Here is a 14,378-nt window from a genome sequence, read left to right as displayed (position 1 = left end):
TGTCTAACTTTTAGGGGTCACTTCAAAAAAGAATTGCTCTTTTTGTGCTTATAAGTTGTGAATATTAAAAAAGATGTGTTAATTTTTCATTATGAAGAGAAAAAGGAGTGATTTTCATGAATGAGATAATACATAAGATAGAGCAACACGTTTCAGTTCGTAAATATAAAGAAGAAGCAATTCCGAAAGATGTAGTAGAAAAGATGGTGCACGCTGCGCAACATGCGGCTTCATCACATTTTGTACAGGCGTATTCTGTTATATATGTAACAGATCAAGACCTAAAGGCTAAACTAGCAGAGCTATCCGGAAATCGCCATGTGAAAGACTGCGCAGCATTTTTTGTTTGTTGTGCAGATTTAAAACGACTTGAAATGGCATGTGAAAAACATGGTACAGAAATAAAGCATGAAGGAGTGGAAGACTTTATCGTTGCGACGGTAGATGCTTCACTTTTTGCGCAAAACTTAGCGTTAGCAGCAGAGTCATTAGGATACGGAATTTGCTATATTGGTGGAATTCGTAATAATCCGAGAGAAGTGAGCGAATTGCTTCATTTACCGGATAAAGTATACCCTGTATTCGGAATGACAGTCGGTGTACCAGATGAAGAACATGGAGTTAAACCACGTTTACCAGTAGCAGCAGTTCTTCATGAAAATGGATATGATGAAAAGAAATATGATGAATTATTAAATGAATATGATGAAACGATGAACTCGTATTACAAAGAAAGATCATCAAACAAGAAAAGCGTAACATGGACGGAATCAATGAGTTCGTTTATGTCTAAAGAAAAAAGAATGCATATGAAAGAGTTTTTAAGTGAAAAAGGATTAAATAAGAAGTGAGTAAAGAGGCAAACCTGTGATGCGGGTTTGCCTTTTTTTGAAGGAGAAATACCTAAGGCCAGAAAGTTGTCTATTCTTTCTGATCTTAGGTATTTTGTTTGTTATCATATACATAGAAATAAAAATTAATAATTTTTTACAAAAGTGATAGAAAATGAGAATAAAATGCCAATAGTAAGTAAAAGCAGCTGCTAAAGGGGAACTGAGGAAGGAAGAGGCTTATGATTTTCAATTCTGAAGAGGATTTAATTATAGCTATGAAAAAACATGATCAAGATGCTTTGAAAGAAGTGATTGATCAATATGGAAAATTAATTTTGTACATTATTCATAAATCATTAAGTACCCCTATTGAAAAACAATATGTGGATGATTGTTATAACGATGTATTTACTGTCATTTGGTTTAATATCGATCAATTTGATACAGAAAAGGGAAACTTAAAATCTTGGATGATTGGTATTACTAAATTGAAGGCATTGGAATATAAAAAGAAAGTATATAAAGAGAATAAAATCGATAAAGACGTAGAAATAGATACAGGTGTACATGATAGGTACGAAATAGAACAAGAAGAAGAGATTATGGAAATAGTTCAAGATTTAAATAAGAAAGATCGATATATTTTTTTAAAGAGGTATATTGATGGATATTCCATTGACGATATTGCGAAAGAATTAAAAGTAACGGCGGATTATATATACAATCGAATTTCTCGTGGGAAGAAAAAACTTCAAAAACTGTGGAAAGGGAGTGTGTAATATGGATAAAAGATTATTATCGATGTTAAATGAGCTCCAATATTCAGAGGAAGAAATTACACGTTTAGAGAAAGAAGCAAATGAGTCTATCAATATAGATAAGTATTATGTAAGAAATGGAGAGTTACTAAAAAAATTAACTTTACAAATGTTAGAAGAGTCAATTCGAAGTGAATTACAAGTTGATGAAGAAATTAAGAAGGAACTGTTAGTAGACGAAGGGTATATGACAAATAATAAAGTCATACCAAATATATATTACGTAGGAGCTACTTTCTATTATTATCTCGTTTTAACAAATAAAAGAGTGATTATGAAAGGATTAGATTGTTATTTTAAAAAGACACATGAACATAGCATGCCAATAGAGGATATACAATCCATTTCGCAACATAAAAAAATGAAAAATGTCTTTGAGATTAAATATAATAACACTCATATACAATTTGGAAGTATTAAGTATGCACGTGAAGTTGCAATGATAGTTATGGAGTTAAAAAAGCGCGGAGTAAAGGTAGAAAAGTATACAGATTTTGAAAAAGGGTTTTTCTTATTTTTTAATATATTTGTGATAGTAAGTGCAGGTCTTTGTTTTATAAAATATTTAATGTAAAAAGCGGCATAATAGCCGCTTTTTATCGTTTTATCACGCTATTTTCCGGGCAGTAAGAACCCCATCTCAAAATTCAGGGGAAGCAAAGAAGTTAGGTGGGGATGAACAAAACCCCCACTGATTAAAGTTCCACTTTATTTAGTATTTTGATTTGAAATATTGGTCTTATGAAAGAACGATGATTGCTAATTGTAAACTGCCAATAAGGTCATTTAAGTTTTGATATGGAATACCCCGCCGGAAAATAGAGCAATAATTTCGTTTGAACATATCTGTTATTGTACGATTTAAAGCACCTTCTATAACAAGTTCAAACTTTCAATAAGAAGATACCCCCCTGTACAACTTAAAAGAATGTACGTAAATATTTTGAAAATCCGTTGATTAATCGATTTAAAAATAATTTGTCCTATAAACAAACCTAAAAAGACAATTGGAATGGCATAAAAACTTGATTCCCAAATGGTTTTGTTTGTGCCAGTAAAGAGTATTTGGGTTACTAGACTAATGAAATATATAAACAGATAAAAAGCTAATGTAGTTGCTCTTAACTTCTTTTTTTCAGTATTAGTTCCTGTAAAATAAAGTAATAGGGGAGGACATGGCATACCGATACTGGTCGTTAAAAGACCAGATAATCCGCCAACTATGAAATCTCTAGATTGTGTTGATCTAACCTTAACGTTGCATATTAGCAATAATGTTAATAGTAAGAGTAGGATGCTAACTGCTAATTTAAAAATGTTTATGTTAACGGAAATGAAGATTAAAATGCCAAAAGGAACACCAACTATACTCCCAAAAATAAACCTTTTCAGTAGAACAAAATCAACGTCCATTCTTATTTTCCAAATGAGTGAAATGGAGATAATTAAAGATAAAATAATGTTTATTTGTATAGCTTCTTGTGGTAGAAATAACATAAGTAAGAAAGGGGTTGCCATTATGGAAAAGCCAAAACCTGTACTTGCTTGCAGAATAGAAGCCACTAATATAATACATACGAAAATGAATGTGATACCCAAAACAGCCCTCCTATTTAATTCAGTTTAACTAGTTAAAGTCTATTATTTAAGTGCAATATTTCACAAACTTGTTTATATTTTAACATAAATATCTAGTTTTTTCTCAAATAGTGTTGCCATATAAGGCTCTTTAACTAAAAAATCCGACTTACATTTTTAAACAATTTTATTATGGGGAAACAAATAATGAATGGGATCAAAATTTATTGATTATCATTAAATTATTCACTGAGATCCCCGCGATAAAACAAGAACAGCCATATAAAACTTACAAAAATACAACATATAGCTAATAAACTGCCAATCATTTGAGGAGAAAGAATTTCTAACAGCCCTCCTGTAAAAAACATCGATAACTGAATAAGAGATCCGTAAATGGAATAATGGAATGAAAAAACTTTACCCATCATATTTTCGTGTGTGTAAGTTTGAAGTAATGTCGTATCAAGTGGAACGATGATTCCTCCTGCTATGCGCATACAGAATAAAGTAATGATACCGATAATAAGTTGATCGGATAGAATGAATCCGAGAAAGAAAATTCCTTGTAATAAGTAGGCCCAACCGAATACTTTTTTCATTTTTTCTTTATTATAAGACATATAAAGATTAACGAGGAGGCTTCCAATCATAAGCCCAGTGCCTTGAACTGTATATAAAATTCCAATGTTAGTGTGGAAAATTCTCTCGGCATAGATCGTTAGAAGTAGTTGATAAGCGCCGCCAATAATGCCCCATGAAATGCCGACAAGAATTAATGTTAAAATGATTTTTGTTTGTAATATGTATGTATAACCACCTTTTATATCAGTGAAAAATGCTTTGTGCTTGTTACAAGTATCATGAGCAGGAATACTCATGTTATAAATAAAATAAGCTGAAATAAAGTATGATAGGCTATTTACTAAAAAAGCGAACTCAATATGTAAAGATTGTGCAAGTATCCCGCCCAAAGAAGCACCTATAATAGACATAAAACCAGTAATTGTACTAGAAAGAGAGTTAGCAGTTACGAAATGGTTTTGGTGTACGATATTTTTTAAGGTTGCTTGTTTAGCCGGCTCAAATAAACAAGAAAGTACAGATAAACATATATTAGCAATGAAAATAATCTCAATTTTATAGCCTGCGAGTAAGTATGTAAGGACTAGAATTCCCCGTGTAATATCGGTGAAAAACATAATATTTTTTTTAGAAAAACGATCTACAACTCCGCCAATGAAAGGACTAAGAAGAAGCGCTGGTAACCCTTTACTTATAAAAGTAAGTGCGATCATAAACGGCGATTCCGTTATGCTGTAGACAAATGTTAATAAAGCTACCGTATGAAACCAATCCCCAAGCACACTGAATGTTTGCCCATAAAATAGTTTATTGAAGTTTTTATTTGTTTTAAGAAGTGTGGAATAAGAAACTGACATAAATAGATTAATCCTTATGTAATGATGATGCTTGAACTTGTTTTTTCCATTCGCTTAAATACACTTTTTCCTCTGTAGGAAGTCCAACAGGTAATTGTGCGATCAACTCTAAACTATTTCCATCAGGATCGTTAAAGTATACGGAGGCGTGTGCTAATTCTGGAAAAACAATCGGTTCAATTGGCTCCATCCCAAAGTCTTTTCGTGCTGAAATTCCTTTTTGATTTAGCCAATATATCGCATTTTCTAAATCATGTAAGCTAACTTGAAAGGCGATATGTCGTAAAGAGGGGTGATAATGAACTTTGTATTCTGATCCTTCCCAAAGGCCGAGCCAACTTTTATTTTCTGTAATCCAAAAGAAAGCAATATTGTCTCCTCTTTTATATAATGTTAGGCCTAGTGATTCGTAAAAAGGAATAGATACTTTTAAGCTATGGACAGGTAAATGGGCTTCGTAAAGACCTTTAATCATTGTAATCCTCCTTAGTAAAATGTTTCTTATTCCATATTAAACGATATTTTGTTAGTTGAAATCGCAAATAAGAGGGATATAAATTCATACGAAAGTATGAAAAAAACAGCTCAAATATGAGCTGTTTTTCTATAGTTTTTAGTTCATTTGTCAAGGATAGGATATATTAATATCCGTATCCGCCGCCACCCCAACAGCTACATCCGATGATGATTAGAAGGATGAATAGTACGATAAGCAAAGCAAATCCACCGCCGAAACCAGCGCAACTTCCACCATAACTCATATGTTTTCCTCCTTTTTAGTAAGTTAATCTATATGGTTCATGGACTACTATATACAGTATGTTTTTTGTATAGAAAACGAGCCAGTCTCATTTATAATTAGACAAATGCCTGTAGATTCATTAGGATTGTATGTTAGTGATTTGTAAATAAATCTTTACATGATTCGTAATTTAGGCATAGAAAAATAAAAAATTGTAAAAAAAACCATTTTTTTATTTTTTTATGAGAGAATATGTACTATAATTTTACAAGTAATATTATGGGAAAAGGGAGTTTTAGTATAGAGATGGAGATGGGACAATTACAAAATAAAATAGAAAACAAAAAGAAAGAGTTAATTCAACTTGTTGCGAGACACGGATTGGATCATGATAAAGTTTTGTTATTTAGCCGAGATTTAGATATACTAATTAATAAGTTTATGAATGTAAAAGACAAAGTGCATAAATAAAAAATTTATAGTTTTTTATATTAAGATGTTTCGCGAAAGGAGAGGACAGTAATTGGAACATTTACAGGAAGAATTGTATAAACAAATAAAAGAAGAAAAAGGTACAGTTACAATTTTCTTAAAGAGTGGCGTTAGAATAGTAGGAGAAGTTGTTGGAGTAGATAAATTTACAGTTTTAATTTTAGTGGATGGAAAACAACAGCTTATTTATAAGCAGGCTGTATCAACAATAATGAAATAAGACACTCGTGTTGAGTGTCTTATTTCATTATTGCTTGCATGCCTCAACATCAATGCCGGCAGCGATTAACTTCTTTTCTCCATTTTGTTCAATAATTTTTTGTAATTTAGATAGGAAAGAATCAAAGTTTGTATGCTTTGCTACTTGGAATGTCATTTTATGTTCAATTGGTAGCCACGTATCAATATCAGCTTCGTTATGCTGGATTTTCACCTCAAGTTTATCGAGTGCATTAGCAACTTTTGCTTCGTACGTTTCTTTCGCTTCAAACTCCATCCATAAGTCATATAATTCTTCGCCGAGAGAACCTGTTAATGTTTGTTTAATATTTAAAATAGCTTCTAGTTCATTTTTTTGTTTTTGTAGTTGTAATTCGTGACTATTCATTGTATCAAAAGCAGGGATATCACCAGCTTCGGCTTCGACTAGGTCGTGAATAATAACCATCTTAAGTAATTTCTCAATATTTACTTTTTGATCCAAATAAGGTTCAACTAAAATGGCCATTAGAGACATACGCCATGTATGCTCGGCAACACTTTCTTGACGTCCGTTGGAAAGCCAGCTGTGTCGCATTTCATATTTTAATTTTTCTGCTAATGCAATGACTTGTAAAATGTTGTGTTCCATCGTGAGCCTCCTCATGTTTTTATACCATAATTCTAATATAGAAATGAAATGTGTCAATTTCATGAGTATATTGCGATAAACAGATGATAAGCGTATAATACATGTTATATGTGAAAACGTATTATTAAAATAAAAAAATGTTATATGAAAATGGAAAGGAAAGGGCAGAAATATGGGAGGAAAAAATCAAGTATTAGCTAGACCACAAAGAAGAAAAAGGAAGTTTGATATTTCTAGCCCAGTGGGCATCATAGTAGGTTTCATCATAGTGATAGCGGCGATTATGCTTGGTGGCGGTGGAATAAAAGCTTTCAAAAACTTTTTAGATATTTCATCTATTTTAATTGTCATAGGGGGAACGACAGCGACAATTGTTGTGGCATATCGATTTGGAGAAATAAAAAAATATACGAAAAGTATTTTCACTGTTTTACATAGAAGAGAAGAAGATTTAGAACAGTTAACGGATTTGTTTGTTGATTTTTCGAAAAAGTCTAAAAAGAATGGCTTGCTTTCTTTAGAGGTTGATGGAGAGCAAGTAGACAATCCTTTTATTCAAAAAGGAATTCGATTAATGTTAAGCGGTTACGATGAAGATGAATTAAAAGAAGTGTTATTGAGAGATATTGAAACGGAAGTGTATGAGTTAAGAAAAGGAGCAGCATTATTAGATAAAATTGGTGATTTTGCTCCAGCTTGGGGAATGATTGGTACGTTAATCGGTCTTATCATTATGCTCCAAAACTTACAAGATACATCGCAAATTGGTACAGGGATGGCAGTTGCGATGTTAACGACATTATATGGGTCTGTACTTGCGAATATGATTGCAATCCCTCTTTCGGAAAAAGTATATCGTGGTATTGAAGATTTATATACAGAGAAGAAGTTTGTAATAGAAGCAATTTCAGAATTGTATCGTGGACAAATCCCTTCTAAATTAAAGTTGAAACTGGATACATACGTATACGAAACAAAGGTAAAAAAGGTAAAAGGAGCAGCCTAATATTTCAAGGAGTGGTATGATGAGTAAAGGACCGCAAAAGGGATCGCCTCGTTGGATGACGACTTTTACAGATTTAACGATGTTATTATTAACTTTCTTTGTATTACTAGTTGCTACATCAAAGCAAGATGCAGTAAAATTGTCAAAGATGCTTGAAAAGTTTAGTGATACGGGGCAAGTAGATGCAAAAGTAATGGAAAATACAATACCGGATATTTCACATGAAAAAAATGATGAAAAAATGATCTCAAAAAAGAGAATGGACGAATTATATAAGAAGTTAAAATCGTATGTAGATAATAACGGTATTAGCCAAGTGAATGTATATCGAGAGGATACAGGGGTAAGCGTCGTTATAGTAGATAATTTAATATTTGATACAGGCGATGCGAACGTTAAGCCTGAAGCGAAAGGGATAATAAGTCAATTAGTTGGATTTTTTCAATCCGTACCTAACCCAATTGTTGTAGAGGGACATACAGATAGTAGACCTATTCATAACGAGAAATTCCCTTCTAATTGGGAGTTATCTTCAGCACGAGCGGCAAATATGATTCACCATTTAATTGAAGTGTATAATGTGGATGATAAAAGGCTAGCTGCGGTAGGATATGCAGACACAAAGCCAGTTGTACCAAATGATTCACCGCAAAACTGGGAAAAAAACCGTCGCGTTGTTATTTATATAAAAGAGTAGTATATTATTATTTTAATAATAAAATAATAAAAATACGAAAATTCTTTTAAAAAAATATTAAATTTTATCATTTTATTTTGTATAATGAGTGAGAATGATAAGGTGAAATATTAAGATATATTTATACATAGAAGGAGAGAATTAAAAAGAATGGCACATAAAATTTTAGTAGTAGACGATGCGATGTTTATGCGAACGATGATTAAAAACTTATTAAAAAGTAATGCTGAATTTGAAGTTATCGGCGAAGCAGAGAATGGGGTAGAAGCAATTCAAAAGTATAAAGAACTTCAACCTGATATTGTAACATTAGATATTACTATGCCAGAAATGGACGGGCTTGAAGCATTAAAAGAAATTATTAAAATTGATTCAAGTGCAAAGGTTGTTATTTGTTCTGCAATGGGACAACAAGGTATGGTATTAGATGCAATTAAGGGCGGGGCAAAAGACTTTATTGTAAAGCCATTCCAAGCGGATCGTGTAATTGAAGCTTTAACAAAAGTAGCAAATAGTTAATATAGAAGGGGTGCCACAAGGAATCAAAACAGTGATAGCGGATCGACGTGTGGCCCCCTTTTTTCTCATTATAAAACACTAAATTGTTATACATAAATGAAATGTTTGTTAGACAGGTAGGGGATAAAAATGCAAACAGATCTATTAAATATATTTTTCGAAGAGTCAGAAGAACATTTACAGTCGCTAAATGAAAATGTGCTAGTGTTAGAGCAAAATCCTGCTGATATGGATGTTGTAGGAGAAATATTCCGCTCCGCTCATACATTCAAAGGTATGTCTGCGAGTATGGAATTTACAGAGATGGCTGATTTAACGCATAAGATGGAAAATGTGTTAGATGAAATTCGTCATGGAAATATAGTTGTAAATGCGGATATTATTGATGTGATTTTTGAGTGCATTGATAATTTGGAGAAGATGGTTGCAGATGTGCAACAAGGTGGAATGGGCAATATTGATGTAGTCTCAACTAAACAGAAATTAGAAGCATTATTGAACGGCAATGTAGAAACTCCTACGGAACATATAGAGCAAAATCATATAGACAACGATGATGCAGTTTCGCATGAAGTGCATATAACAGTTGAACAGCAAGCAATTTTAAAAGCAGTACGTGCCATTATGTGTATTGAAGCATTGCAGAATGTAGGGAATATACAAAAAACAGCTCCGAGTATTGAAGAAATTGAAGCAGATGCTTTCGGATTTGAATTTACAGTATTTATGGATACTGATTGTAGTATAGAAGAATTGAAACAAGTAGTACTTCATGTTTCTGAAATTGAGAAAGTGGAAGTAAAGCAAGGAGAACCTATATCGAGGGAAGTAGCTTCTAAAAAATTCGTTACACAAGAAGTTGTGCAAGTAGAAGGAACGCTACAACCAGCTGTGGCTACGCAGGTAGAATCACCGATAGTGGCAACGAATCAACCTAAAAGTGCTATACCAGCTAAAAGTACTACAAAAACGAAAAATGCTAAAGTGGAGAATCGTTCAATTCGTGTTCAATTAGAGAAAATCGAAAGATTAATGAATATGTTTGAAGAAAGTGTAATTGAACGTGGGCGCATTGATGAATTGGCTCAAACGATTCAAAACAAGGAGTTAATTGAACATTTAAATCGATTAGGCGATATTTCAAAAGATATTCAAAACGTACTATTAAATATGCGTATGGTGCCGATTGAAACTGTGTTCAATCGTTTCCCACGTATGGTACGTATGTTAGCGAAAGATTTAGGGAAAAAAATCGATTTACAAATTACAGGTGAAGATACTGAAGTAGATAAAATTGTTATTGATGAAATTGGTGATCCGCTCGTTCATTTAATTCGAAATGCAATCGATCACGGTGTTGAAACTGTTGAAAAACGACGTGATGCAGGTAAAAATGAGACAGGTACTATTAAATTAGAAGCCTTTCATAGTGGAAATCATGTCGTTATTCAAATTACGGATGATGGAAACGGTATTAATAAAGGGAAAGTATTAGAAAAAGCGATTAAAAATGGCGTTGTAACTGAAGCAGATGCGAATAGATTAACAGATCGTGAAGTGTTTGATCTTATTTTCCAACCAGGATTTAGTACAGCTGAAGTTGTATCAGATCTTTCTGGACGCGGTGTCGGATTAGATGTTGTAAAACATACGATTCATAGTTTAGGTGGACATTTAATTATTGATTCTGAGGAAGGAAAGGGAAGTACATTTAGAATTGAACTTCCGTTAACGTTGTCTATTATTCAATCTATGCTTGTTCAAACGAATGATAAGCGTTATGCTTTACCTCTTGGAAATATCGTTGAAGCAATTCGAATTAAGAGGGAAGACATCCAATCCTTACAAGGAAAAGATGTGTTAAATTATCGTAATCAAATTATTGAAGTGAAACATTTAAGTACTGTATTTGGTGAAAAAACAGTAGATGAGGCGTTTGCGTCATATGATGGTCAAATGGTTCCTGTGTTAATTGTTCGTAATACACATCGCAGCTATGGACTTATTGTAAACACAATTATCGGTCAAAGAGAAATAGTCTTAAAGTCATTAGGTGACTTCTTTGCAGAGAGTTCTAACTATTTCTCTGGTGCGACGATTCTCGGTGATGGACGAGTGGTCCTCATTTTAAACCCAGAAGGTTTATAATAGGAATGAAGGAAAGCTCCCCACTTGTATACAATTGGGGAGCTTTTTGGCTAATCGTTACTAATCTAATAATGGGAATACATACATATTAACGTTTTATATAATAAGTTTGCTAAAATCAAATGAGAGTTTATATTATTTGATAGAAAAACAGAAATGAGGAGGCAGGGAAAATGCCTGAGCAACACACAAAAGGGGATACGAGCACGATTGTGCTAGAAAAAGAAAATGAGCATTTAACGCCTCAAGAATGCGATATTCTTGGCGAAATTGCAAATATATCATTTGGTTCAGCTTCGACTGTATTATCAACGATTTTAAATAGGCAAGTAAGCATTACTGCTCCTCGCATAGAGTTGGTAGATTTATATGATTCAAGAGATGTCGAAGTTCCACATGTTGTATTAAACATTCATTTTACAAAAGGATTAGATATGGAAAACCTTCTTGTTCTTAAACAAGATGTTGCATTGTCCATCGCTGATTTAATGATGATGGGAACAGGTGAAGTGGAGGATGGAAAAGAACTTGGTGAATTAGAACTAAGTGCTGTACAAGAAGCGATGAATCAAATGATGGGATTCGCAGCTACATCTATGTCGGAATTCTTCCAAGATACAGTAGATATGTCTCCGCCGACGATTAATGTTGTAAAGTTATCAGAAGAAATGGAGAAAATCTCTGAAATCGATGGGAATCATACGATTGTTAAAGTGTCGTTTGATTTAAAGATAGATAATCTTGTAAACTCTAAACTTGTACAAATTGTTTCAGTTGAGCATGCGAAACAAATGGTAAATAAATTAATGCAATTATCTGGTGGAGTAGAAGAAAAAGACGAGCCAGCAGAAGTAGTGGAAACTGAGATTGTAGAAGAAGTTGAAAAAGAGCATTTAACACAAGAAGAGAAAGATGTGCTTGGTGAAATTGCAAATATTTCAATTGGTTCCGCTTCAACAGTATTGTCAACGCTTTTAAATCAGCCAGTTACAATTAGTACACCAAATGTGGAAGCAATCAATGTTCGTCATTATGATGGAGTACCAGTGCCATTTGTTATTTTAAATGTTGACTTTGTTGAAGGGCTAAAGAATGAGAATGTATTCGTATTTACGAAAGATGTCGCCTTAACAATGGTAGATTTAATGATGATGGGAACAGGAGAAGTTGATCCGGAAAAAGAGCTTACTGAATTAGAACTGAGCGGTATTAAAGAAATTATGAACCAAATGATGGGTCACGCTGCTACGGCGATGTCAGAAATGTTCCAAGAAAAAATGGACATGACGCCGCCAAATGTTAAATTTGTAACGTTAAAAGAAGAAATGGAGTATTTGGGAGAGTCAATGGAAGTGGACGAACTCGTTCAAATTACGTTCAATCTTGAAATTGGTGATCTGCTTCAATCGAAAATGTATCAAATTTTGCCAATTTCTGAAGCGAAAGAAATGGTAAGGCGACTTCTGTATCCAATGGTGGAAGAAGAGATTGCCACAGAAGAAATTGAGGAAGAAAAAATTGTAGAACCAGTTGTGCAACCTATTGAATTTAAAGAAGTAAAACAAATGGAACCAGTATATATGGACACGTCCATTCTACAAAATGTAGAAATGAACGTGAAATTTGTATTTGGAAGTACAGTGAAAACGATTCAAGATATATTAAGTTTACAAGAAAATGAAGCAGTTGTACTAGATGAGGATATTGATGAACCAATTCGTATTTATGTAAATGATGTATTAGTGGCGTATGGTGAACTTGTAAATGTAGATGGATTTTTCGGAGTAAAAGTGACGAAATCACTATAAGGCATTGAAATAGGAGTTTGAACTAGTAGATGAAAAACGTAAAGTTTTTTCTAATGAGTTGGCTATGCATACATGTGTGCTTGTTCTTCCCCTTGCAAAGTCAGGCTGAGGAACAAATTGAGCCAGATCAAAAAATAAATGAAGTGAATGTACAAGAAGAAAATAAGGAATCTCAAGAACCGCCAGAGCAAGTGGAAACGAAACAAGATGAAGAGAAACAAAAAGAAGCAGAACAACAAGAAGCAGAACAACAAGAAGTAGCAAATAAACAATTGAGTGAAAGAAAGATAGAAACAGAACAGGGAATTATTACAGTAAATAAGCCGGAGCTTAAAGTTGGCGAAGAGGTGCGAATTGCTGTAGAACCAAATGGGAAAAACATTCAAAGTATGAAAGGTATATTGCAGTTACAAAAAAATGGCGAGCAATATGCGCAAGAAAGAATGTTATCTTTTGAGTATGATGAAGAAACGAAGAGCTGGGTTGCTAACTATAAAGCAGGGGATTTTGATTTGCAAGGTGATTGGAATCTTCAGCTCGTTCAAAGTTACAAAGAGAATGAGAAAGAAGAGCTCATAAAAAATGAAGTGAAAGTCCCGCTCATTCGTATTAAAAATGAAACGCCAACTATAGATAAAGAATTGCCAAAGTTACAGAAAGTTACTATTGATGAAGTAAAAGAGAACTTAGTTGAACGAAAACAGGGAGATTCTATACAAATACGAGTAAAAGCGTCAGATATAGAATCGGTTGTAAAAGAAGTGCGCGTTACATTAAAAGGGAAAGAAAATAAAGAGCTTTCCTTTTTATTAGACTACAACAAGCATGATATGGATTGGCAAAAAGTATTTGAAATAACAGAAGCATTGCCGGCTGGGCCATATGAATTACTTGTAGAGATAATAGATGCAGCAGGTAATAAACTTGTTGAGGAAAGTGAATATACCATTTCTGTTTTGGCGCCAAAAAACGAAGATGATAAAAAGATAGAAGAGAAAGAGAAAGAAGAAAAATTAGATAATAAACTAGAAAATGAATTAGAAGATAAGAAAGAAAATGAGAAGCAAGGAGATTCGAAAGTCAAAAACCCGCTTCCAGAAGAAAATTTGCCAGTTGTTCAAATTCCGAAGCAAGATGAGATAGTAAATAAGTTTATAAAAGAACCGTTGAAAGAGAAAGAGGAATTTACTTACGTTATAAAAGAGCCGTTCGAAGACAACAAGGAAGTACATCAGGCGAAGGACCGAAAAGAGAAAAATAACAAACAAGTTGCCTCTAAAAAGAAAGAACAAAAAGAAGAACCGAAAGAAAAGAAAGAAGAAAAAGGTGAACAGGGAGTGCAAGCTTCTGATGTGTTTACCATCATGTCAGGTTTATTCGTACTGTTTTTAGTTTTAAAGAGTAATAAAGAATGGGGCTAATTATTTCATAGTAGTGGAGGCGCT

Annotated in this window: 16 protein-coding genes; 11 read left to right on the top strand and 5 right to left on the bottom strand. The window is 33.3% G+C overall.

Annotated elements, in window-relative coordinates:
• The first annotated feature begins 116 nt into the window (after positions 1-116).
• From nfsA to RT27_RS30020, 3 genes are all read left to right on the top strand, one after another.
• The gene (nfsA, locus tag RT27_RS30030; protein WP_016082200.1) at positions 117-851 is read left to right on the top strand and encodes an oxygen-insensitive NADPH nitroreductase; all 735 of its coding nucleotides are present in this window, start codon (positions 117-119) and stop codon (positions 849-851) included.
• A gap of 221 nt (positions 852-1,072) precedes the next feature.
• The gene (locus tag RT27_RS30025) at positions 1,073-1,612 is read left to right on the top strand and encodes a sigma-70 family RNA polymerase sigma factor (protein ID WP_016082199.1); all 540 of its coding nucleotides are present in this window, start codon (positions 1,073-1,075) and stop codon (positions 1,610-1,612) included.
• A 1-nt stretch (position 1,613) separates the two neighbouring features.
• Positions 1,614-2,225: a PH domain-containing protein gene (locus tag RT27_RS30020; RefSeq protein ID WP_016082198.1), complete on the top strand. Its 612-nt coding sequence runs from the start codon at positions 1,614-1,616 to the stop codon at positions 2,223-2,225.
• Between the two features lie 299 nt (positions 2,226-2,524).
• Here RT27_RS30020 and RT27_RS30015 read toward each other — a convergent pair whose 3' ends face one another.
• The 4 genes from RT27_RS30015 to RT27_RS32555 form a co-directional block, all read right to left on the bottom strand.
• Entirely contained in the window at positions 2,525-3,250 is a 726-nt protein-coding gene (locus RT27_RS30015) for a sulfite exporter TauE/SafE family protein (protein ID WP_043938791.1), read from the bottom strand.
• A gap of 221 nt (positions 3,251-3,471) precedes the next feature.
• A complete protein-coding gene (locus RT27_RS30010) occupies positions 3,472-4,671 on the bottom strand; it encodes an MFS transporter (RefSeq protein WP_043938789.1) in 1,200 nt (399 codons plus the stop codon).
• Positions 4,672-4,678: 7 nt separating this feature from the next.
• Positions 4,679-5,146 (bottom strand): VOC family protein, encoded by a 468-nt coding sequence (locus RT27_RS30005; protein ID WP_016082195.1) that lies wholly within the window; start codon positions 5,144-5,146, stop codon positions 4,679-4,681.
• A gap of 166 nt (positions 5,147-5,312) precedes the next feature.
• Positions 5,313-5,432, bottom strand: a complete 120-nt coding sequence (locus RT27_RS32555; protein WP_000120179.1) for a YjcZ family sporulation protein — start codon at positions 5,430-5,432, stop codon at positions 5,313-5,315.
• A gap of 233 nt (positions 5,433-5,665) precedes the next feature.
• Here RT27_RS32555 and RT27_RS30000 point away from each other — a divergent pair, with 233 nt between their 5' ends.
• Positions 5,666-5,884: an aspartyl-phosphate phosphatase Spo0E family protein gene (locus RT27_RS30000; RefSeq protein WP_016082194.1), complete on the top strand. Its 219-nt coding sequence runs from the start codon at positions 5,666-5,668 to the stop codon at positions 5,882-5,884.
• Between the two features lie 52 nt (positions 5,885-5,936).
• Positions 5,937-6,125, top strand: coding sequence for an RNA chaperone Hfq (gene hfq / locus RT27_RS29995; RefSeq protein WP_016082193.1), 189 nt, complete (start codon positions 5,937-5,939; stop codon positions 6,123-6,125).
• A gap of 27 nt (positions 6,126-6,152) precedes the next feature.
• Here the strand turns inward: hfq and RT27_RS29990 are convergent, their stop codons facing one another.
• A complete protein-coding gene (locus RT27_RS29990; protein WP_016082192.1) occupies positions 6,153-6,755 on the bottom strand; it encodes an HD domain-containing protein in 603 nt (200 codons plus the stop codon).
• Positions 6,756-6,927: 172 nt separating this feature from the next.
• Between RT27_RS29990 and RT27_RS29985 the strand changes: the two genes are divergently transcribed.
• From RT27_RS29985 to RT27_RS29960, 6 genes are all read left to right on the top strand, one after another.
• Positions 6,928-7,761, top strand: coding sequence for a flagellar motor protein MotP (locus RT27_RS29985; RefSeq protein WP_043938787.1), 834 nt, complete (start codon positions 6,928-6,930; stop codon positions 7,759-7,761).
• Positions 7,762-7,780: 19 nt separating this feature from the next.
• On the top strand, positions 7,781-8,458 hold the full coding sequence (locus RT27_RS29980) for an OmpA family protein (protein WP_016082190.1): 678 nt from the start codon (positions 7,781-7,783) through the stop codon (positions 8,456-8,458).
• Positions 8,459-8,608: 150 nt separating this feature from the next.
• On the top strand, positions 8,609-8,977 hold the full coding sequence (locus RT27_RS29975) for a response regulator (RefSeq protein WP_000940568.1): 369 nt from the start codon (positions 8,609-8,611) through the stop codon (positions 8,975-8,977).
• A 129-nt stretch (positions 8,978-9,106) separates the two neighbouring features.
• The gene (locus tag RT27_RS29970) at positions 9,107-11,125 is read left to right on the top strand and encodes a chemotaxis protein CheA (RefSeq protein ID WP_016082189.1); all 2,019 of its coding nucleotides are present in this window, start codon (positions 9,107-9,109) and stop codon (positions 11,123-11,125) included.
• Between the two features lie 173 nt (positions 11,126-11,298).
• Positions 11,299-12,933, top strand: a complete 1,635-nt coding sequence (locus RT27_RS29965; RefSeq protein WP_043938784.1) for a flagellar motor switch protein — start codon at positions 11,299-11,301, stop codon at positions 12,931-12,933.
• A 29-nt stretch (positions 12,934-12,962) separates the two neighbouring features.
• Positions 12,963-14,354, top strand: coding sequence for a hypothetical protein (locus RT27_RS29960; protein ID WP_043938782.1), 1,392 nt, complete (start codon positions 12,963-12,965; stop codon positions 14,352-14,354).
• Positions 14,355-14,378: the final 24 nt, after the last annotated feature.

This window comes from Bacillus sp. L_1B0_5, from assembly GCF_000836715.1.
Classification (GTDB): domain Bacteria; phylum Bacillota; class Bacilli; order Bacillales; family Bacillaceae_G; genus Bacillus_A; species Bacillus_A thuringiensis_S.
Note: the sequence above shows the minus strand (reverse complement) of the source record. Positions and strands in the feature narration are given on the sequence as shown.